Genomic DNA, 22880 nt, shown 5'->3' on the forward strand with positions numbered 1-22880 from the left:
GAAATCATTATAGATTATTTAGGGAAAATGTTTAAAGTAAACTAAGTAGTACAGAAGTATTAAAAGCGGGTAATAGTTATTAAAACTGAGGGTGATAATATGGATAATGAATTAAAGGTATTATTTAAAGAAACTGATGAAATCTATAGTAAGCTTAAAAATAATATTGATAAATATATAGAAAATTTAAAATTACAAATTGAGAAATTGACTGATAAGAACAATGAATTAATAAAAGAAAATAATAGAATTAAAATAGAGTTTGAAGAGTATAGGCAAATATACAATAAGGAGAAAATTAATGAAATAGTAGTTGAAAGATTAAAGGAGTTACAAGGTAATAATGAAAAAAGTGTTACATTGGAAGAGATAAGAGATTATATAAAAGTAGAAAAAACATTAAAAAACAAAGAAATAATTAATGTTATTGGAGAAGTTATTAATAGTGAGTTAAACAATCCAAAATCAGTAGCACCTGATACTACTTTATTACGTGATATATTTACATATTTATATATTAATGATGAAGATAATATTATTACTGAAATATTATCTAATAGCAAAAAACAGATTGAGAGTAGTGTATTAAAACTATCAAATAAAGAAAGTGATAGCTGTTTTGCGATAGAGCTTATTAAATATTATTTAATATTTTTGAATGAATCAGATGCAGCACTTTGGATTGATACACTAGTAAAAGAGGAGATATTAAGAGAATTACCACAAAATGAAAGAATACTTGTAGATTTACTTTATATGTCTTTTGTATTTAAAAAAGATACTGCATTATTATATGACTTGAAACAATTTAGGATAATAATTAAGGAAAGAAAATACGATTACTTGTGGTATGAATTATATAATAAGATAAGATACGATAATGAAAAAATTAAAAATAAAATTCCACTATTAAATTTATATTATAAAGAGATGAATCTTATTGATTATAAGTTGAAAGATATTATAATTAAACCGATAATGGATGATTTGATAAATAATAGTGAAGAAAATAATGCTGATGATGATTTTGTTTCACATCTAGAAGAGTTATGTTTTTCTAAAAAATTCGTAGAAGCACAAAAATATATAAATGATAACATTAGGAGTTTAGAAGTAAATTACTCAGAGGTAGATAGCGCTAAATTGTTATTATTATCAGCGTTGCTTAATTGTAAAACACTAGTTTTAGAAAAGAACTCTGAAATTAGAAAAATATTAGAAAAAATAAATATAGAAAATATCCTTTCAAATTTAATAGAGAATGAAGATAATGTTACAGAAGGAAAGTTATTAGATAGCATATCAGCTGAGTATTTAAACAATAATGAGAAAATAACAATCTTACCTCACGAATTCAATGAACAGTTATCCTATTTACTTTGGGAAAGAGTTATAAATAAGGAAAATGATATTTATAAATCGAAAAATATATTAAATGGAATGTGTCCAATACATAAAAAAGATATGTATAAAAGTTCAGGTTATATAGTAGGAAGAGATAAATATAATAAGCAAAAGTATTTAAAATCGAAAATTTATTATTGTGATATTTGTAAAAAGTATTATAGTAATACTGAATTTTTATATAAACTACCTAATACTAAGTTCCTAATTAATGATTTAGAAATAAACAAGAATTTAAATTCTAATATTGATAAAGAAGTTGAGCTTAATGTTCAGTCAGAGTTAGGTAAGTTAGGATATTCAACTGCAAAATCAGATGTTATTAGATGGAAAATTCTTAATGAAGAGGCAATTCCTAAACTTGGAAAAAAGCGAGTTATTAATCATATTGAATGGTTAATATCATTTCATAAGAATAAAAAAAATGCAGTTAAGAAATGGAAATATGATTTAGAGAATTTAAAAAAGTTAAAGTAGTTAAGGAGTTTAATAATGATATTAAATGGTGAATTTTTCAGTGTAAAAAGTGAAGATTACAATGATAAAACATATAATTGCGTAGTACAAGCCGTTGAAAAGCTTGAAGAAATAGGGGACAAGCCACTTATGATGCTTGGGAAAATACAAAGTGGTAAAACAAGATCATTTATAGGTGTAATATCTTTAGCGTTTGATAATGGCTATGATTTAGCAGTTGTATTGACAAAGAACTCAAATGCACTTGCAAAGCAGACTACAGCAAGAATGAAAGATGAATTTAGAGAATTTAAAGATGAAGATATTATAGAGATTTTTGATATAATGTGTATGCCGCCAAGTATGTCACAATTTGAACTTGATAAGAAGATGATTATAGTTGTTAAAAAGGAAAAGAATAATATTCCTAAATTAATGGAGTTTATAGAACAATATGGACTTCATGAAAATAAAAGATGTTTAATTATTGATGATGAGGCTGATTTCTGTAGTGTAGGATACGATAGGAATAAGGATTCAGAAGCATTTGATTTAAGAAGAATAGCTTCTCAGATTAATGAATTAAGGCTTCAATTAACATGTAAATTTATTCAAGTTACAGCAACACCATATTCTCTATATCTTCAACCTGAAACTATTGATTTAGGAAATGATAAAGAAATAAGAGCTATTAAGCCTGCGGATACTGTATTAGTACCACATGGTGATGGTTATATAGGTGGGGAATATTACTTTGATAGAGAAAAGCATCCATTAGGAGAGTACTTATTCCATGCTATATCTGATAAAGAACTTCAGATAATAAAAAGTAGTGATAGAAGAAAATTTAAAGATGAAGAGATTTTGACAAGTGATAAAGCTGAAGGCTTAAGGACTTCTATTATGAATTTTATAGTTGGTGGCTGTATAAGAATAATACAAAATGGGGGAAAGCCTAGTGGTAAGAAAAATAAATTTAGCTTTATAATACATACTGAAATATCGAAGGCATCTCATACAAGACAAGAAAATTTAATAAGTATACTAATTGAAAAGTTAGAAGAAGAGGTTAAAAATGATAGCCAATTATTAGAGAAGTTCATAGAAGAAAGTTATAATGATATTGCTAAATCAGTTGAAAATTACGGATTTGATGTTCCATCACTAGAAGAAGTAAACACATATGTTAAACTAGCGATTAATAAGCAGTGGGTTACAAAGGTTGTAGTTAACTCTGAAAATGATATTAATGCATTACTTGATGATGATGGACAATTAAGATTAAGAACTCCTTTGAATATATTTATTGGTGGGCAAATTTTAGATAGAGGAGTTACTATAGAAAATCTAATTGGATTTTATTACGGAAGAGCTCCACAGAAGATGCAACAGGATACAGTGTTGCAACATTCAAGAATGTATGGTTATAGAAGTAAGGAGGATCTTGCAGTAACAAGATTTTACACAACAAATGATATTTATAGCAGAATGTCAAAGATTAATGACTTTGATACTAAGCTAAGAGAAGATTTCGAACAAGGAAACTTAGATAAAGGTGTTATATTTATTAGTAAAGATGAAAAAGGAAGAGTAATACCATGTTCGCCACAAAAAATATTAATAAGTAATACTCATGTATTAAGACCAGGAAAGACTGCAACACCTGTGGGATTTCAAACTGGATATAAATCTTATATTAAAAAGAATATTGAGGCTATAGACAATATTCTTATGGACAATAATAATGGGCAATTAGCTGGTACGTTTAAAATTAGCAAAGAAGATGCTTGCAAAATAGTAAAAGAGATTTATAGTACTATAGAAATAGAAAGTGATAATTGCATTGATGAAAAAGCTTTTACTTCATTAATAAATTATTTAAGTAAAGTGTATGTGAATGTATATGTAGGCACAGATAGAAAGATATCGAGATTAAGAAAAACTTCAAGATATTATTCGGATATGCCTTATAATAGAGATAATGATTTAAGAAAAGCCAAGGCAATGGCATCAAAAGAACCAACTTTAATGTTAATGAAACAAGTGGGATCAGAAAATCTTGGATGGAGAGGTGCTGAATTCTATTGGCCAGTGTTGGTTATACAAGAAGATGTTGATACAGCTGTTTATACCTCTGAATTAATAAAGTAAATTTAAATTATATTAAAAATGGGGTATTTCAAGAAAAATGTTTAGTGGTATTGTTAAAAAGAACAATGTAATGCAGGTGAAGTTAAATTTGGTGGAATTCAAAATATAGAGGATTTACATCAAAATTTGAAAGAGAACTGTATTCCTTTAGAAGTATTTGATATGGATATAAATAACTATAATGAGTTTTCTTAGAACTTAGAAGAAAGTTAATGGCTGAAAAGATAAGGGAATATTATTAGAGGCTTTAAATCTTAATTATAATAACGATGTTCATATTAAAATTACTGTGTGATACTTTTTAATATAAATTTACCAGTTATTTTGCAAGGAGCAAGAGACTAAATGTTTAAATTATAAATATTTAGTCTTTTTTCTTTATGTAAAGATGATTTAGTATATCATCTGGATTAATATGGTATAATCTAAAATGGTGTTTAATTTAAAGAGAGTTTAGGAGAAATAATTTGAATATAGAGAAAAACTTAATTTTTATAAAAGGTGAAGATAAAACAGATAAAGTGGAGTATTGCAAGTATAATAGTTTCACAAAGAAATATGATGTCACTTTTTCAAGTGGAGCTATCTTTAGTTACAACTATAATAATGTCGTATGGATTAGAGATGCAAAAGATATAAATATAGACAATAAGGTTGTGTATGTAAAGGATAAGCCTTTGGTAACTGTTAAAAAGGTTATTTCTTTTGGTGATTATATAAGAGTTATACATACAAATGGATACAATGAACTTTATAAAAGAAATGACATAACTATAGAAGAGTCATGTCTTAAGAACCCTAAGGCAAATAATTGCTTTCAATATCTTAAAGATTTATCAAAATCAATGGGATTAATGCTTGATGGTTCAAAAACTTTTTTAGGTAAACAATATGACAAAGTTACATATATAAGTCCTAAGAGTGCATTAGCATTTTATTTAAATCCAGAGCACTTAGAAGAACATAGATCAATAAAGAATATAATATTTCCTTTTGGATTTAACCTAAGTCAAAGAGAAGCTACAGAAAAGGCTTTTGCCAATAAGGTTAGTGTTATAGAAGGACCACCAGGTACAGGGAAAACTCAAACTATTTTAAATATAATCGCTAATGCCATAATGAATGATAAAACTGTTGCTGTAGTTTCTAATAATAATTCTGCTACAGAAAATGTTTATGAGAAGCTTAGTAAATATAACTTAGGTTTTATTGCAGCTACTTTAGGTAGAAGAGAAAATAAAGAGAACTTTATAAATAACCAGAGCGGTACATATGTTGATATGACTAGATGGAAGTTAGAACCTTCTGAGAAACAAAGCATTATAGAAAGAATTAATAAATCAAAAGATGAAATTAGCAATATGCTAAGTAAGAAAAATAAGCTGGCAAATATTAAGAATGAACTATCAGAGCTTAAGCTTGAAAAGAAGCACTTTGAAAAGGAATATTTATCTGAGGATGTTGCAAATCTTAAGTATAATACTATATCACAACTTAAAGCTGATAGCATTATGAAGCTATTAATTGAATTAGAGCTATATGGTAAAGGGTTAGAGAAAGTTCCAATAAAGATTAGAGTTAAAAATCTATTTAAATATGGGATTTATAACTTTAAGTTTTATAGTAATCCAATTGATGAAGTTTTAGATTACTTATATTATCTATACTATAAAAATAAAGAAAATGAAATAAATAATGATATAGAGAAAATAGAAAGAGAATTGAGAATATTTAACTTCGATAATGAGCTTAAGGAATATTCAAATAATGCACTTAAAATATTTAAAGATAAACTAAGTAAAAACTATAGTAAGAATTCAAGTAGACAGGTATTTACAGAAGAAGATTTGTGGAAGAGATTTGATAAAGTTATAAATGAATATCCTGTAATATTAAGTACAACACATTCTTTAAGAAACTGTATCCCAGACAATTTATTAATTGATTATTTAATAGTAGATGAAGCATCACAAGTAGATATATTAACTGGAGCATTGGCTTTGTCATGTGCTAAAAATGTAGTTGTAGTTGGAGATTTAATGCAGTTGCCCAATGTTATAAGTGAAGAAGATAAAAAGATAAGCAAAAAGATTTTCGATACATATAAATTGAAGGATGCTTATGATTTTTCAAATAATAATTTATTATCATCAATTACAGGATTGAATAATGGTATTAAGAAGACATTGCTTAAGGAACATTATAGATGTCATCCTAAAATAATAAACTTCTGTAATAAAGAATTTTATAATGATGAACTTATTATATTAACAGAAGAAAAAGAAGGGGATAGTCCATTAGTATTATATAAAACTAAGGAAGGCAATCATGCTAGAGGAACTATTAATATAAGACAGATAGATGTTATCAAAGATGAAGTTTTACCTAAATTAAAAGATGAAAAGTCAATTGCAGTAATATTGCCGTATAGAAAGCAAACTGATGAACTTTCAAGAATTATTGGTGATACTGTTGAAGCTGATACTGTACATAAATTCCAAGGAAGAGAGAAAGATGTAGTTATATTAAGCACTGTTTCTAATGAAATTAATGACTTTGTAGATAACTCAAACTTGATTAATGTTGCTATTTCAAGAGCAGTGAAGAAGTTAATAGTTGTAACTTCTGATTTTGAGAATGTCGATAGTAACATTGGTGATTTAATAAAATATATACAATATAACAATTTAGAAGTTGTAGAAAGTGAAGTTTCATCTATTTTTGATTTACTATATAAGTCCTATGGAGAAAAGCTTGTTGAGACAATAAAGAATTCTAAGAAAGTTTCAAATTTTGATTCAGAAAATCTTATGTATGCGTTAATAGAAGAGGTATTATCTAAAAGTGAATTTGCAAATCTTTCAGCTGCAATACATGTTCCATTAAGAATGATAATAAGAAATACAGAAAAACTTACTGCTGAAGAAAGGAAGTTTGTATTAAATCCTTGGACACATACAGACTTTTTAATATATAGCAAATTAGATAAAAAGCCAGTTTTAGTAGTAGAAGTAGATGGATATAAGTATCATGCTCAAAATAAAAAACAATTAGAGCGTGATAAGCGGAAAGATAAAATACTAGAAAAGTATAATGTACCTATAATAAGATTTAGTACTACTGGCAGTGGAGAGAAGAAATCATTAGAGGATAAGTTAAGAAAAGTAATATAGATATATAACTATAGTAACGGGGTATAAGCTACAGACAAATCTGTAGCTTTTCTTCATAAGTATAGAGCATAAATCAAACCTATGATAAAATGATATTATTAAAAGAAATTTCTAATTATTAAATATACATTTACTAGATTAATAAGTAGTAGGAGCACAGAAATGGATGACTTTAAAGAGTTTGAAGAATAAGACAATTATTAAGGCGAATATTAACTATGCATATGTACATAATGTGAAATTTATAATGAATTATGAAGAAATTCAGGTGATTAAATGATAGAAAATATAAAAGAGTTAAGTACTATAGATAAAGTTTATGAAAAATCAATAGACTATAATAGCGGAAATTTAAATACATCAACTGGAGATAAAGACTACCTTTATCCAAAACTAAAACAAAGCTTCAAAACAGCAACTTCAATAGATATAATAGTTTCATTCCTTATGGAATCAGGGGTAAAGCTTTTACTTCAGGATCTTAAGGAAGCATTAGACAGAGGAGTTAATATAAGAATTCTTACAGGTAATTATCTTAAGATAACTCAACCACAAGCTTTATATCTTTTAAAGTCAGAGCTTAAGGATAAAGTTGATTTAAGGTTTTATAACAATCCTAACAAGTCTTTTCATCCAAAGTCATACATGTTTCATAATCCAGTAGAGAGTGAGATTTATATAGGTTCTTCAAATATTTCAAGAGGTGCTTTAACTTCATCTATAGAGTGGAATTATAGATTTTTAAAGTCTAATGCTCCAAATGATTTTAAGGTTTTCTATGATACCTTTGATGATTTATTTAATAATCATTCATTAATTATAACTGATGAAGTTTTAAAGGATTATTCAAAAGCTTGGACAAGACCTAATGTTTATAAGGATATGGAAAAGGAACACAAGGAGGAAGAGCTAGAAAAGGTCATAAATATATTTGAACCAAGGGGAGCTCAGATAGAAGCCTTATATTCTTTAGAAAAGTCTAGGGAAGAAGGCTTTGATAAGGGGTTAGTAGTAGCTGCTACTGGTATTGGTAAGACATATCTTGCTGCTTTTGATTCTGCAAATTACAATAGAGTTTTATTTGTAGCTCACAGAGAAGAGATAATAAAGCAGGCAGCTCAGAGCTTTAAGAATGTTAGAAATTCTGATGATATTGGATTCTTTTATGGAGAGCAGAAGGATACAAAGAATTCATTTATATTTTCATTAGTTCAAACTTTAGGTAAAGATGAGTATTTAAATCCTGAATATTTTCCTAAGGATTACTTTGACTACATAGTTGTGGATGAATTCCATCATGCAGTATCTAACAATTACAATAAGATAATTAATTACTTCACTCCAAAGTTCTTATTAGGACTTACTGCAACTCCTGAAAGATTAGATTCTAAGGATGTATTTGCACTTTGTGATTATAACATGGTTTATGAAGTAAGATTAAAGGATGCTATAAATAAGGGATGGCTAGTTCCTTTTAGATATTATGGTATCTATGATGAAACAGTTAATTATGAAGATATAGATTTTAAGAATGGTAAATATGATGATAAACAATTAGAAGAAGCTTTAATGCTTAATAAAAGAGGAGAGCTTATATTAAATCATTACCTTAAATATAACTCAAAGAGAGCTATGGGCTTCTGTTCATCAAGACATCATGCAGAATATATGGCTAAGATGTTTAATGAAAATAACATTCCATCAGCAGCAGTTTATAGTGGTGAAGCTGGAGAATATTCAGAAGAAAGAAATATAGCATTAGCAAAGTTAACTTCTGGTGAATTAAAGGTTATTTTCTCTGTAGATATGTTTAATGAAGGTTTAGACGTACCTGCAATAGATATGGTAATGTTCTTAAGACCAACTCAATCACCAACAATATTTCTACAGCAGCTTGGTAGAGGATTAAGAAAAGCTAAAGACAAGCAATACTTAAATGTATTAGATTTTATAGGAAATTATAAAAAAGCTAACTTAGCACCATTCTTATTAAGTGGAAAAGATTATTCATCTACTGAAGCAAAAAGAAATAATCAAGGAGATTATGATTATCCTGAAGAGTGTGTAGTAGATTTTGATTTCAGACTGATAGACATATTCAAAAAGCAAGCTGAAAGAGAAATGAAGATTAAAGATAAGATAAAAGAACAGTTTGAAATAGTAAAAGATATGCTAGGGTACAGACCATCTAGAGTAGAACTATTTACTTATATGGACGATGCTGTTTATCAAAACATTAAGTCTAAAGCTATGAATCCATTTTCAAATTATCTAGAGTATATTAAAGAGAATGATACATTAACTTTAGAGGAAGAAGAAATATACAACACTAGAGCTAGAGAATTCATCAATATGATAGAAACTACAAGTATGAGTAAAACTTATAAGATGCCTATATTACTAGCATTTTATAATGACGGCAATATAAAAATGCAAATTACAGAAGAGGATATTTATAGAAGCTTTTATGAGTTCTATAGAAAAGGCTCTAATAAGGTTGATATGCTGAAGGATAAGAATACAAGTGACTTTATGAACTGGGATAAGAAAAAGTACATTACTTTAGCTAAAAATAATCCAGTTAAGTTCTTACTAAAAACTCATGGAGATTTCTTTAAAGTTACAGATGGTAGTGTAATAGCATTACAAGATGACTTAAAGAAGTTTATTGATAATGAAGCTTTTAAAAAGCATATGAAGGATGCTATAGATTTAAGAGTAGAGACTTATTATAAAAATAGGTTTTTAAATAAATAACTATATTTATGAAAGATAAAGGAGAGATAACTTTGAAGTTAACAAGAAGACAAATCACATTAAAGGTATTATCTAATTTTATAAACTCTAATTTAGATAAAATTAATGATGTAGAAATGAAAGCAAATAATATAACTTTTATGACTAACAGTGGTAAAATTAATATTAAAATTAAAACAAGTAAAGATTATACTGAGAATGAAGAAAATAAACATTGTTTATGGGTTTCGTTTAGTAAAGAGGAATTAGAGAATTCAGAGGATAATGATTATTTTGTGGTAATATGTAGCGATAATCTAGAGAAATCATTAGTATTTACTAGGAATGAGTTAGTAGCTCATTTTAGCAATATATCAAAAAGAAAGAAAAATGATGAGATAGATTATGATATGTACCCTCATTTTATTGGAAGAAGTTGTGTTGATTCAAGAGTAAAATCGGATGCTACACCTATTGATATAACTAAAAATTTAAATAATTATGTGTTTTAATTATTTAAATGAAAGTAGGGCAATAAATGAAGAAATATAATAAATTAGTTAGAGATCTTATACCAGAAGTAATTAAAACTGATGGTAAGGCATGTGAAATAGAAATAGCTAAGGATGAAGAAAAAACAGAGCTTCTTGAAGCCAAGCTTATGGAAGAGGTTAATGAGTATCTTAAGGATAAGAATTTAGAAGAGCTTGCAGATGTTATGGAAGTATTATTTGGACTTGCTCATAATTTAGGTTATTCAGAAGAGGATTTACTTAACAAAAGAAATGAAAAGCTTAAAGCACGTGGCGGCTTTAAAGAAGGAATAGTATTAAAAAAAGTGTATTAATAAAAATGAGGTACAGTGAACAGAAAGTAACTGTACCTCATTTGAGGTATTAGAAGCAGTAGATCTAAGGGAAGGTGTAAATAATTGATATTACAGTAAATGTAATAGAATCTATGTTATTGGTATAATCTTTTTAAATAAGGAATAATAATATAAGAAAATGTTGATTTGAGGAATAAAAATGAAAATAGGAATTTTTTATTTTAGTGCAACAGGAAATACTGCAGATTTAGCAAAGGTAATGAAGTCTACTTTAGAAAGTAAGCATAATATAGTTGAAATAAGAAAGTTTGAAGAAGGATGGTTTAAAAATTATAATGATTTTGACTTTTTTATATTTGGATCTCCAAAACATTATGAGTATATTCCATTATTCTTTTTGAATTGGATACAGGATAATCTAAGTGAATGCGATAAGCCAACTGATGCTGCTATATTTATAAATGGAGCAGCAGATCTTAATAGCGGATTTAAAAAGATGATTAATATTTTAAAATCTAAAAATATTAATGTTAAAGCAACAAAAACTATAAAAATGTCAAATAATTATTTTTTACCTCCATTTGATAAATCTTATAAAGAACCATTAATATCTAGTTGTGAAACTGGGGAAGAAATAGCAAGAAAATTTGCAATAGATATTAACAATGGAAAAATGCAGTTAGAAAAAGCTAATTTTCTTCTTGAAAATATGTGTAAAGATGTTAGTTACTTTTTCGGGAAGAAAAGTAATAAGGTGGCTAAAAATTTTTCTACATCTATTAAATGTAATAAATGTGGAACTTGTGTTAGAAATTGTCCTGAAAATAATATATTTATTAAAGATGGAAAGATTGTTTTTGGAGATAAGTGTATAACATGCGCTAGGTGTCTGAATATATGTCCTATGAATGCTATTCTTTATAAAGGTAAAGAGATTAAACAATATAAATTAAAAATGAAAGAAATATAAATATTTAGCGGAGGAATACTATGATGTATAGATAATAAAAGTAGCCAGGAGATTGGAGAAGTCTAAATCTTGGCTACTTTTTTAGTAAAATATTATAATGGAATTATACTAACTAAAAAGTAATTTATTAAGTTTATTTTGAATATACTTTGATTGAACATAAATTAGTTGGGGGAATATAATGGAGTGGCTTAGAGTGCAGAGCATTGCAGAATTACAAGAATTATCAAAAGTTAGAGGGAAAAGGAATTTAAATAACATAAGAAGAATAATTAAGGCTGATCTTAGAAACTATGTTATTGAAACAGGAATTAAAGATAAGTCAGCACAAGAAATGATTAGTATTACAAGTAACTCATGGGATGGGTTATATAATAAGATTTGTATGTTTAGAAATATGATTGATAGTTATAGTAATTCAAATATTGATTATTTTAAGTCTAAAGAAGATGAATTAATATTTTATATATTAGAAATGGATGGCAAAAGAAGAAGCGAAAAGCTTGGTATTACAAGAAAGTGTTTTCTAAATAAAGAAGAAGCAAGGAAGTGGAAGAATAATATTTTAAAAAGTATTCATCCAGATAAGGTAAGCCATAAGTATTCTAATGAAGCCGTTTCGGAAATTAATCAATTGTTTGAAGAGATGGTTGGTAATGGTTAAAGGTAAGGAATTAAATAAAAGCTCATCAAATTTGCCATCAAATTTTGTTATTAAAGCAGGTGATATAGATTATATAAAACCTGCTTTATTTGATGGAGGATATAAAGGAACTTTTACAGCAATAAAAAATGCTTGTGATGAAATTTGGGGAGATGAAAGGGGAAATTTATTTGTAAATTCAGCTTATTTAGATAGAATTTTAAGAACTAAATCCTTTGTAGCTAAAGAGATTCTTGTGAATATACCAAGAGAGGACAAGCTTATATTTCAAGGGGTAACCTATGTAACCCTTGGAGAAATCATGAAAATAGTAACAAAGAGGTTACAGGAGTTACCAGCAGGTAAAACAAGAGCATATCTTTTATTAGCTGAGCAGTTTTTAATTAATATAAGAGATAATGATAAATTTCTAAATAAAAGGACAGAGATGCAATTACAATTGATAGAAGAGTTTAAGACTCTTAAAAAGAAAAGAATAAAAAGCTATAAAATAGAGAATGATGAATTAACAGGTAAAATATTACTAAAAGGCGCACAATTTTCACATATAAGAGCAAAATCTGTTTATCCAGCATATGCTTTAAATATTGATAACGGTTTAATAGTAAATGTAGATACACATGAAATAATCACAGCAAGAGCTATTGTTAATGAGGAGAGTCTATTAAATCTATGTGTGGAATTAGGTTGGAAAACAGATTGGTATATAGTATATAAAAACCTTGTACTATAAAAACGAGGAATAGATTTCATGACTTCACTATAATTTGGTAGGACATTAAGCATGAAGTAAATTTCCAGTGCCAACTTTTGGTTTATCTGTTTAGTTTTTTATTCAATGAACAATATGATCACTGAATTGTAATAGATTACAATTTGGATCCGAGAAAGTTCCATACACAAGTATTAAATTGTAAGTAGTATGTTAAACTTATTTAAAGCTAAGAAATATTTTATCATTAATAAATAATTTTCACAAAGTGTGCTATTAAACGGTACACTTTTTTATATGTAGAAGTTAAAGATAGTTGGGTATAAAAAGCTTGTGTTTACAGATATTAATTGTAGAATATGTATAGTTTAAGCTTGGAGTGTTGAATATGGTTTCTTTAGTTAATGAGGCTTATAAAATAGCTGATAGTAATAATGCAATCTTGAAAGGCAATATCAAAATAAGTAATAATACTAATTGTTTAATATTTGCACATTACTGTGATAGTACTTTATTTTATAAGAAGTTTTATAAAATCTCAAAAGATATTTTAAAAGTAAACAATATAGCTAATAAAAATCTAAAGGAAATTAAAAAGTTAGTTAAAAGTTATGGCTATAAAAAGGTTTGGTCTAAGGGTGTATTTTCATTTTATGGTGATTTAAGACCTTTGGCAGTAGAAGCTGGCTTTGGAAAATGGTCAGATAGTGGGATTATAGAAAATGAAAAGTATGGCACTAATTTTATGATTACTGCTGTGTTTTATAGATAAAAAAGTAAGATATTTAAAACGATACATCTTATTTATGGAAGATAAGATGTATCTTCAATTAATGGAAATTCTACTGAGAGAGGATAAAAGTTATGAAAAATTACAATAAATTAGTTAGAGACTTAATTCCAGAAGTTATAAAGGCTGATGGTAAGGAATGTGAAATAGAAATAGCTAAAGATGAAGAAAAAACAGCTCTTCTTGAAGCCAAGCTTATGGAAGAAGTAAACGAATATCTTCAAGATAAAAACTTAGAAGAGCTTGCAGATGTTATGGAAGTTTTATTTGGACTTGCGCATAACTTAGGTTACTCAGAAGAGGATTTAATTAATATGAGAAATGAAAAGCTTAAAGCTCGTGGAGGTTTTAAAAAAGGAATTGTTTTAAAGGGAGTATATAAAAATAAATCTTAGGTATTAAATAAAGGTAGAGATAAAATTATGGCAAAAACATTTAATTAAAATGATATTATTATTCGAGAAATATTATCTAAAATTGAGAGTTTAGAAATTCAACTACAGGATTTTCAAAGCGTCTAGATATGTGATGATAATATTATACATGCATAATTGCAAGTATAATATACTTTTATTTTTATTACTTTTTCATTGTACATTATTATAGAGAACTAGTATTGGAAGCTTCGATATATAATTTAAGTTTTAAAACCATAATGATAAAAATATGTTCATATGGTATAATGTAGCTATAGAATTAGAGAGGTGATATAGATGGATAAAAGTGAATACATAGAAGAGCTTAGTAAAATAGAGGGGTTAGTAAGTATTTGTCAATTCGGAAGTTATGGAACCGAGTATTGGATGGAAGATGTGAGTGATATTGATTTAGTTATAGTAACTGCTCCTGATAAAAATTTTATGTATACATTAAAAATTGAAGATGATATTTTAGAGTTAGCAAAGAAGTTTTATAAATATGATGATATTCATCTTACATTTGTATTATTTAATGAATTCTCTAATAAGTATGCAAGAATAGCAGTAGATAGTGATAATAAATTTATAATAAATGATGAAAAGTGGTTTGATTTTCAACATTATGTTTGTAAATATGCAAGAAATAATGAGAATTTAGAAAGAACTCTTAAAATTGACGAACAATTTAGTTACTTTGGGAGGATAATAGATGAGTCCGTATTATAGATATAAAAAAGAAAAATTTATGGAAAAATACCAAAATGCTTATGATAATCTTAATGATTTGAAAGAAGCAATAAATGAATACAGTAAAAATCCTAATAGAATTATAAGAAGAGCAATGTTTGCTTTTTTTCAAGATTTTTCTGAATATATAGTAGATATGTGTGAAAGTTATATTATAATAAATGATGGAAGAATTAAAAGTTCGAGTACATCATTAAATTTAATAGAGCAAGCATATGAATTAGGCTTTTTTGACAAAGACTTGAAAGAGTACTTAATATTTTCTGTAAAATTAAGAAATAGATATACTCATGATTATTATAAGAGAGAAGAAAGTGAAAAACAGATAGAGCAGTTTTGTTTTCAAGAGTTATCTAAGTTAGATATATTTTTAGAAGAAAGTAAGGATAAAGTAGTATTAAAGTATATAAAGAATTAGTTTGTTTATAGTGGACACTTGATAAATATAGGCTACAGAGAAATCTGTAGCCTATATCTTTTTATCACCATTTATTATATACTTTTTCTGCAAAGCCAAGCTTATCTTTAATATTAATTACTGTACCATCAGATAAGGTTGCTTGTCCTGAAAATAATCCAAAGACTTGATGTTGTTTACTTTCGATTATTCCTAGGTTAGTATTATCTATTCTATCTATAATAGGTTTAAATGTCATTTCAAATTTACCATCGTTTGAGGTAAAGGTCCAAGGACTCATAAAGTCATCTTTACCATTAAGTTGTGGAATATTGAATGTAACTTGGTCAAATTTATGAGCTATACCATCTAGGAAAATCATATTTTCTGAACCATTAGGTCTGTCTGAAAAGCCATAGCCTATATTAAAACCAAATTTTCTTCCATCATCTAAGTATGTTTGCATACTTCCCCAGTACCATGTATTAACTCTAGTCCAAACGCCACGTCCCCAGTCAAGAGTTCCTAAGCTATCAGATTCATCAAAGTCGTATTTTTTGCCATCTATAATGCAATATCCACTAGCTTTCATACAATTAATCTTACTATTATAGTAAAAGCTCTTATTGTCTTCATTCCAGGCAGAAGCAATAACCATGGAATCTTTTGGAAAATCAGTTAAGATAAGATTTACTTCTAAATTAATATCCTTACCATTAATATTATCAAATTTATCAAATCTACAGTATAAATTACGAGTTTGTCCATCATTCTTAAAAATCATATCAACTCTTTTAGATTTATAGTTAATATCACCATTATCCGTAGTTGATGGCATAATGTTTTTACCAAATGTAAATAATTTAATTTCACTTGTAGTTTTATAACTTGGTTTTAAAAAGTCTAAAAAGCTTACTGAAGCTAAAGACATATAGCTATTTTCTGCGAAAGTTAAGGCAATAGCGATTTTACCATTTGTGATTATATAATAATCCCATTCCTTAATTCGCCATTTCGATGCAGCAATATCATTTCTAGAATATTCTTTAATTAATTTTGTAGACCAGCCTGATTCTATAAGTTGTCCTTTTTCATCTAGTAATTTTCCACGACTTAGGTTTCCTTGCATATTAATCTCCATCCTTTTGGTAATATTACTTTAATTTAAGAATAGTTAATCTAATTTATAATATTACAATTATAGATATAATTATGAACTTTTTGAGAAAATTTGTAAAGTAACAGATTCATTGATACTTTTATATAATTATAAGTAGGGAAAATATTGAAGTCTCTTTATTTACACATATATTTTAATATGGAGGGGAAATATGGCTAGTAAAGGGGAGAAGGCTAAAAGCAAGAAAACAATTGAAGCTAAGAATACAGTAGATAGTAAAAAAGAGGACAATGTTAGAATAGTATTTGAGTATTCTAAGGAAAGATATAATTATATGATAAAGCAGAAGGAGCATATAGATAGAAATTCGATATATTTGCTATTAATAATATCAATTTCTGCTTTATTTTTAATATTTAATGGAGTAGGTTTATTATACGATAATACTGAATTAGTAATAAGTGATTATTTATATATAGGAACATTTGTGGTATTAATTTTAGATATATTAATTTTAGTAGCTTCATTAAAGAATACTTTTATAAAGAAAAAAGTGTTTAGGTATTTATTTAAGAAAATATATAAAATAGACATCTACAAAGACTTAGAATTAAAAGATAAGATTGATGATGCAGTTAAGAGCAAAGAAAAAAGTTATAAGAGAAAATTAACAAGGGATGAAAAAAAGAGGGTTGCTAGAAAAACTATAAGAGAGAGCTGTTGCTATAGAGAAATGGATGACCCTGTTGAAATAATGAAGATTTCTAAAAGGAGATACTCAGAGAAAACAGATAAATTTTATGAGTATCTTATAAAATTAATTAGCCCAAGAATAAATGAGGGAAATGTGATTAATAAAATAAAGCAGATATGTTTTAATATCAGTTTAGGTTTATTTATAATTTCTATGATATTAATATTCATAAATACAATAGTATATATTTATTTGCCTATTTAAATCTTATCTATTAGTGATAAATATTTAGTTATGTATATATAATTATTAGAATTTAGGTAAAGCTATATTTGTTAATATTATTCTAAAGATAAGAGGTGTATTATGAGTAAGAAGTTATTATATATAAGTGTTAATTCAAAACCTGAAAATTTATCGTCATCTAAATCAGTAGCGAGAGATTTTATTAACAAGTTTCTTGATAAAAATAAAGATTTTCAGGTAGAGGAAGTAGACTTATATAAGCAACATATACCAAGATTAGAGTATCAGTACTTTGAAAGTCGTAACTGTATTATTAATGAAGAGGCAGAAAAGAAGTTGCCTGAAAAGGAGCAAAAAGAGGTCCAAAGAATAAGGGAATTATGCGACCAATTTATAAGTGCTGATATGTATGTTATAGCTTCACCAATGTGGAGTGTATCATTTCCAGCTTCACTAAAGGAATATATTGATTGTATTGTTCAAGTAAATAAGACAGTATTAATTGAAAAGGATAAGAAGCCTAAAGGATTATTAGATGATAAGAAAAGGGCTTTAGTATATATACAATCATCAGGTGGAAGTATTCCTTGGATTTTAGATCCTGTAATGGATAAGGGAGAAAATTATATAGCTTCTATTATGAAGCTAATGGGAATAAAAACTGTTGTTGAGCTTAAAGTTGATGGAACAGGAACAACTGAAGAAGAGAGACAAAATGCAATTAATAAAGCTAAAGAAAAAATTGACGATATAATAGATGGATTAGATTTTAATTAATAAATATAAAATAAGTAAATGTTATTTAGTTAATAAAATGTACTAAATAACATCTATTTTTATAGTCATAATTAAATTTATTGTAAAGTAAGGAATACGTATTTTAGGTATATTTATGTTTAATAACCATAAGTAATTGTATATAATATAAATATAATCAGAAAAAAGTTGCAATATTAAGGTGGAGGAGAATATTTTGAGTTTTAATAGGAATATAGTAGATGATAAATCTAAAGAAGAAGTTTTAGCGTTAGTAAGTAGCCAAGAGTTTAAGGACATTTTTCTAAAGTACAATATAGATAATGTTATTATATTTGGTAGTCTATCTACTGATAAATTTAATGAAGAATCAGATATTGATATAGCTATAATTGGATCAGAAAAGATATCATCTAAATTAGATTTAACTTTATCATTAGAACTTGAAGATTTCCTTGGACGAAGCATTGATTTAATAGATATAAATGATGAAGATATAGAAAATATTATAAAAATTGAAGCTTTAAATAGTGATATGGTAATAATGAAAAATGAAAAATATGATGAAAAATATGTTTATTATGATATACTATTCAAAGAAAATATTGAGTTTTGGAATAGATTAGATAAGGTGATATTAGAAAGTGAATAAAGATAAGTTGAAGAAATTGCTTTATGATATGGAAAGTGAAAATAAGGATATAGAGGAATCTTTAAAACTTTTAGATAGTTATTCAGAGAATGAATTATTAAAAAAAGAAATTACAAATAGTCTTAAATATAAATACTTAAGCATGTTTATTTTATATGAAGATTTTATAACAATGCTTTTGAAAGAATATAATCTTTATAAAATTGGAATAACTGTTGATTCAGCGATAAAAATACTAAATGAAAAGAATGTACTATCTGAAGAACTTTCCAATTATTTAAATTCTGCAAGACTTTTAAGAAATAGAATTGGAGATAGGTATAAACAGCCTAAAGTAGAGACTTTAATTAGTTTTTTAAATGAAAATGTAGAAATAAGAAATAGTTTGTATTTGTTTATAAAGAGTTTTTCTTAAATTGATAAAAACAACTGTCTATTTTGATATTAGTAGAAATAGACAGTTGTTTTTAAATGTAAAAGAGTTCATATAAAGTAAAGTTTATTTAAATATCTCTTTTTATATTTAATCTTAGCTATTTTAGTGATATCTTGTAATGTAATAAAGTTAGTAACACCACCTACAACACCAACGATAGGAAGACCTTGAATAAATTTTGCTGTAAGCATATAGGTTGATATTTTATTAGATGTATCAATTAGTATTTCTTCTAAATTATAATCATAAGCGTTATTATTATCTATATTACTAGCTAAGATATCTAGCTTATCAAAATAATGCTTTCTTTCATCACCTTTAGTTACAGCAGAAGAGATTAAAGTTAAGATATAAGCATTTTCGTTTTCTGTTGAGTAATTAAATCCGTAACTTAAACTAATTTCATAGATTGATTTTAAAATAACTGCAATATAAACTGGAATATCTGGTAGACCAATACCAAGAAAGCCAAGTCCACTACCTTCAATGGCTGTTATTGATTTATTTATTATAGATTTTTTATTTGCTGCTTTATCTATTTTCTTTAAATTCTTTTTTGATGGGTATTTATTAAATGCATAAGCATTAATATCATACTCCATATTAATTGATTCTTTATTATAAGTTTTCTCTATAATTCCTATACCTTTATCAAATACTAATTTAAACCCTTTTTGAAAAGCTAATTCTAAAGTAGATTGTAACTTTTCAGGAATTTTATCTTCTAATTTATTTTTAATAGGAGATATTTTCTCTTTTATATAGCTGTCTTTAGGTTCTTTTAATAGTTTAGCTTCTTTCTTTTCAATTATTTTAATTTGTTTATTAATTAAGTTATTTATATCTTTTTTCATAATAACTTCTCCATATATATTAATATAAAAATTATATCACATTAAAAAGGCTAAAAGTAATTTAATAACGAGCAGGACCAGTAGAATTACGTTGTACTAATCTTTGTTCATATTCCACTCTAATAATTGAGCTATTTTTAAATTGTGGTTTTGTATATTCATTAATCTTATTTAGCAAGATTTTAAAAGCATTATGACCAATATCTTCTATGCAGTGCTCGATAGAGGTTAGAGATACTGGAGCAAAATGAGATGGGAATATATTATCAAATCCACAAATACTATAATCATTAGGAATTTTATAACCTGAATCAATAATAGCATCTGCTATCCCGTATGCAACCATATCATTAAGACCAACAAAGGCAGTAACTTTTTTATCTTTTAAAACTTCTTTACACAAATTATATCCAATAGCATGTTCGATAGATATGTTATCTCTTTCTATGTCTGGAGTAATATTTTGTGATTTAACCGTAATTGAATAATCATTACCATGCTTTTTGTAAGTGGCCTTAAGTCCTTCTAATCTATTCAATCTTGAAGTGTTTATATGGTCTAAAGTTGGAGATAGAAACGCTATATGTTTATGACCTAATTCTATAAGATGGTTTCCTATTAAAACACCAGCATTATAGTTACTCACTTCAACAGTATCAATGTGTACGGAATAATCACTGTCTCCAATTACTACAATCGGTAATTTAGAGCTTAATTGCTCGGCAAATTGAGGATTACTTGGCATCATTGCAAATATAATTCCTGCAAGGTTTAAATTATAAAAAGTCTCAATGATTCTTTTTTCAATTTTAGGGTCTCTATAAGTATTAAAGATAATAACATCTATACCATTTTGCTTAGCAACCTGTTCTACAGCTTGAACTATAGTTGAGTAATATGGGTTTGTAATATTAGGACAAATTACTGCAATTACTTGATTAGTTGCTTTAATAATATTTTGTGATTTATCAGTTTTACTTATGTAATTTAATTTATTAACAGCATCCATAACTTTTTCTATTGTTTCAGGAGAAAATGTAACTCCGTTTTTTTTTGTAATTATCATAGAAGCAGTTGGAACAGAAACGCCAGGTAACCTGGAAAATTATTGGAAGACAATTTTACTTGGTTGTGGTACAAGATGGATTGATGGTGTATTCTATAATGTATTTGCTGTATTTACACTTTCTTATGCAACTCAAAATTTAGGAGTAGCTCAAAGTTCAATGTATATAGTTAATATAATATTTGCAGTTGCTGCTATGCCTTTTATACTTTGGGCAGGTAAACTTGCTGATAAGTTAGGAAAAGGTAAATTATTCTGTATGTCAAGTATTGCTTGTGGCCTTATAGCTATTCCAGGTATGAAAATAATAGAAAATAGTGGTGGAAATCTATTTATTATCACTGCTGTAATAATATTAGGTTGGAGTATCTTCTATTCAGGAATCTGGGGTGTTCTTGGTTCTTTATGGGCTCAACTTTTTGAAACAGAAGTTAGATATTCTGGTATTTCATTTGTATATCATGCACCTAGTTTCTTAGTTGCAGGAATAGTTCCTACTATTTGCACACACTTATTAAAAGTAGGAAATGGAAATGTAATATTTATAGGTATATTTGTGGCATTTGTAGCTGTTATAAGTACTATTTGTGGTGTTGTATTACAAAAAAGACATGATAAAGCTGAAAAGTTAGCTAAAATGAACGTAAAAATTACAAGCGAAGTTGGAGTAACTGAATAAAAGTAAATTAAGCTTAGCTTGTAATAGTTATTTAGACTGTTGGTTAATGATACATTTTTAAATATTATTAATCAACAGTTTAATTATATATAGTTAAGCATGCATAAATGAGAAATGAGGGGTTTTATGAGAGCGATTACTGATATACAATGTTTTGTTTTAGATATGGATGGGACAATATATTTAGGTAATGAAATAATAGATGGTGCTATAGAATTTATAAATACAATTAAATCAACAGGAAGAGAGTATATTTTCTTAACTAATAACTCTTCTAAAAATAGGCAAGTTTATAAAGAGAAATTAAATAGATTAGGGATAGATGTAGAAGAAGAAAAAATATTTACATCAGGAGAAGCAACAACTATATATTTAAACTCTTTAAAGCCAAATAGTAAGATTTTTTTATTAGGTACAAATTATCTAGAAGAAGAATTCATAAATGCAGGATTTAATATTACAGATAAGTATGAAGATGATATAGATTTTGTAGTTTTAGGATTTGATACAACTCTAACATATAATAAATTATGGATAGCTTGTGACCTTATTAGAGATGGTGTTACATATATCGCTACTCATCCTGATAAAAATTGTCCTTTAGAGGGTGGGAAATTTATGCCTGATACTGGATCAATAATAGAGTTAATCTATGCTTCTACAGGTAAAAGACCATATGTAATAGGAAAACCAAATCCAGAAATAATTGATTTAATATGTATGAAGTATGATGTTAGCAAAGAAAGTATTGCTATGGTTGGAGATAGATTATATACAGATATACAGACAGGGAAAAACGCATCTATTTCTTCCGTATTAGTTTTATCTGGTGAAACGAATTTAGAAGAATATTATAATTCAAATATAAAAGCTGATTATGTTTATGAATCTGTAAAAGAGATAAATGAAGAGTTACTTAAATAGTTTAA

General features: G+C 26.8%; 22 protein-coding genes. 19 read left to right on the forward strand and 3 right to left on the reverse strand.

Annotated elements, in window-relative coordinates; translation table 11 throughout:
* Positions 1-99 precede the first annotated feature (99 nt).
* The 13 genes from ARA56_RS00370 to ARA56_RS00430 all read left to right on the forward strand — a co-directional run bounded on the left by ARA56_RS00370 (position 100) and on the right by ARA56_RS00430 (position 15469).
* The gene (locus ARA56_RS00370) at positions 100-1881 is read left to right on the forward strand and encodes a hypothetical protein (protein WP_055262786.1); all 1782 of its coding nucleotides are present in this window, start codon (positions 100-102) and stop codon (positions 1879-1881) included.
* A 15-nt stretch (positions 1882-1896) separates the two neighbouring features.
* Positions 1897-4011 (forward strand): Z1 domain-containing protein, encoded by a 2115-nt coding sequence (locus ARA56_RS00375; protein WP_055262788.1) that lies wholly within the window; start codon positions 1897-1899, stop codon positions 4009-4011.
* Positions 4012-4478: 467 nt separating this feature from the next.
* Positions 4479-7184, forward strand: coding sequence for an AAA domain-containing protein (locus ARA56_RS00380; RefSeq protein ID WP_055262789.1), 2706 nt, complete (start codon positions 4479-4481; stop codon positions 7182-7184).
* Positions 7185-7460: 276 nt separating this feature from the next.
* A complete protein-coding gene (locus ARA56_RS00385) occupies positions 7461-9941 on the forward strand; it encodes a DEAD/DEAH box helicase family protein (protein WP_084758916.1) in 2481 nt (826 codons plus the stop codon).
* Positions 9942-9973: 32 nt separating this feature from the next.
* Complete coding sequence (locus ARA56_RS00390; protein ID WP_055262791.1) at positions 9974-10432, forward strand: hypothetical protein; 459 nt, start codon at positions 9974-9976, stop codon at positions 10430-10432.
* A gap of 26 nt (positions 10433-10458) precedes the next feature.
* Complete coding sequence (locus ARA56_RS00395) at positions 10459-10767, forward strand: nucleoside triphosphate pyrophosphohydrolase (RefSeq protein ID WP_055262793.1); 309 nt, start codon at positions 10459-10461, stop codon at positions 10765-10767.
* A gap of 181 nt (positions 10768-10948) precedes the next feature.
* Positions 10949-11719 (forward strand): EFR1 family ferrodoxin, encoded by a 771-nt coding sequence (locus tag ARA56_RS00400; protein WP_055262795.1) that lies wholly within the window; start codon positions 10949-10951, stop codon positions 11717-11719.
* A 181-nt stretch (positions 11720-11900) separates the two neighbouring features.
* Entirely contained in the window at positions 11901-12383 is a 483-nt protein-coding gene (locus tag ARA56_RS00405) for a hypothetical protein (protein ID WP_055262797.1), read from the forward strand.
* A complete protein-coding gene (locus ARA56_RS00410; RefSeq protein WP_055262799.1) occupies positions 12376-13116 on the forward strand; it encodes a hypothetical protein in 741 nt (246 codons plus the stop codon). The genes ARA56_RS00405 and ARA56_RS00410 overlap by 8 nt, the downstream gene beginning before the upstream one ends.
* 367 nt (positions 13117-13483) lie before the next feature.
* Entirely contained in the window at positions 13484-13867 is a 384-nt protein-coding gene (locus tag ARA56_RS00415; RefSeq protein WP_055262801.1) for a hypothetical protein, read from the forward strand.
* A 92-nt stretch (positions 13868-13959) separates the two neighbouring features.
* Positions 13960-14280: a nucleoside triphosphate pyrophosphohydrolase gene (locus ARA56_RS00420; protein WP_055262803.1), complete on the forward strand. Its 321-nt coding sequence runs from the start codon at positions 13960-13962 to the stop codon at positions 14278-14280.
* A 318-nt stretch (positions 14281-14598) separates the two neighbouring features.
* Positions 14599-15030 (forward strand): nucleotidyltransferase domain-containing protein, encoded by a 432-nt coding sequence (locus ARA56_RS00425; protein ID WP_055262805.1) that lies wholly within the window; start codon positions 14599-14601, stop codon positions 15028-15030.
* Positions 15014-15469: a hypothetical protein gene (locus ARA56_RS00430; protein WP_055262807.1), complete on the forward strand. Its 456-nt coding sequence runs from the start codon at positions 15014-15016 to the stop codon at positions 15467-15469. Before ARA56_RS00425 ends, ARA56_RS00430 begins: the two co-directional genes overlap by 17 nt.
* Positions 15470-15533: 64 nt before the next feature.
* Here ARA56_RS00430 and ARA56_RS00435 read toward each other — a convergent pair whose 3' ends face one another.
* Complete coding sequence (locus tag ARA56_RS00435) at positions 15534-16577, reverse strand: DUF2804 domain-containing protein (RefSeq protein WP_055262809.1); 1044 nt, start codon at positions 16575-16577, stop codon at positions 15534-15536.
* Between the two features lie 202 nt (positions 16578-16779).
* On the opposite strand from ARA56_RS00435, the gene ARA56_RS00440 reads away from it, so the two are divergent.
* From ARA56_RS00440 to ARA56_RS00455, 4 genes are all read left to right on the forward strand, one after another.
* Complete coding sequence (locus ARA56_RS00440; RefSeq protein WP_055262811.1) at positions 16780-17526, forward strand: hypothetical protein; 747 nt, start codon at positions 16780-16782, stop codon at positions 17524-17526.
* A 102-nt stretch (positions 17527-17628) separates the two neighbouring features.
* On the forward strand, positions 17629-18285 hold the full coding sequence (locus ARA56_RS00445; RefSeq protein WP_055262813.1) for an FMN-dependent NADH-azoreductase: 657 nt from the start codon (positions 17629-17631) through the stop codon (positions 18283-18285).
* Positions 18286-18481: 196 nt separating this feature from the next.
* Entirely contained in the window at positions 18482-18916 is a 435-nt protein-coding gene (locus tag ARA56_RS00450) for a nucleotidyltransferase family protein (protein ID WP_055262815.1), read from the forward strand.
* Positions 18909-19331: a hypothetical protein gene (locus tag ARA56_RS00455; protein WP_055262817.1), complete on the forward strand. Its 423-nt coding sequence runs from the start codon at positions 18909-18911 to the stop codon at positions 19329-19331. Before ARA56_RS00450 ends, ARA56_RS00455 begins: the two co-directional genes overlap by 8 nt.
* Positions 19332-19399: 68 nt before the next feature.
* Here the strand turns inward: ARA56_RS00455 and ARA56_RS00460 are convergent, their stop codons facing one another.
* Together ARA56_RS00460 and ARA56_RS00465 are read right to left on the reverse strand one after the other, a co-directional pair.
* On the reverse strand, positions 19400-20206 hold the full coding sequence (locus ARA56_RS00460; protein WP_055262819.1) for an EcsC family protein: 807 nt from the start codon (positions 20204-20206) through the stop codon (positions 19400-19402).
* A 61-nt stretch (positions 20207-20267) separates the two neighbouring features.
* A complete protein-coding gene (locus tag ARA56_RS00465; RefSeq protein WP_055262821.1) occupies positions 20268-21272 on the reverse strand; it encodes a LacI family DNA-binding transcriptional regulator in 1005 nt (334 codons plus the stop codon).
* 52 nt (positions 21273-21324) lie between these two features.
* Here ARA56_RS00465 and ARA56_RS00470 point away from each other — a divergent pair, with 52 nt between their 5' ends.
* Together ARA56_RS00470 and ARA56_RS00475 are read left to right on the forward strand one after the other, a co-directional pair.
* The gene (locus tag ARA56_RS00470; RefSeq protein WP_278336505.1) at positions 21325-21951 is read left to right on the forward strand and encodes an MFS transporter; all 627 of its coding nucleotides are present in this window, start codon (positions 21325-21327) and stop codon (positions 21949-21951) included.
* A 126-nt stretch (positions 21952-22077) separates the two neighbouring features.
* The gene (locus ARA56_RS00475; protein WP_055262825.1) at positions 22078-22875 is read left to right on the forward strand and encodes an HAD-IIA family hydrolase; all 798 of its coding nucleotides are present in this window, start codon (positions 22078-22080) and stop codon (positions 22873-22875) included.
* The last annotated feature ends 5 nt before the right edge of the window (positions 22876-22880 follow it).

The sequence above is a fragment of the Clostridium disporicum genome (genome assembly GCF_001405015.1).
In the GTDB taxonomy this organism is placed as follows: Bacteria; Bacillota; Clostridia; order Clostridiales; family Clostridiaceae; genus Clostridium; species Clostridium disporicum_B.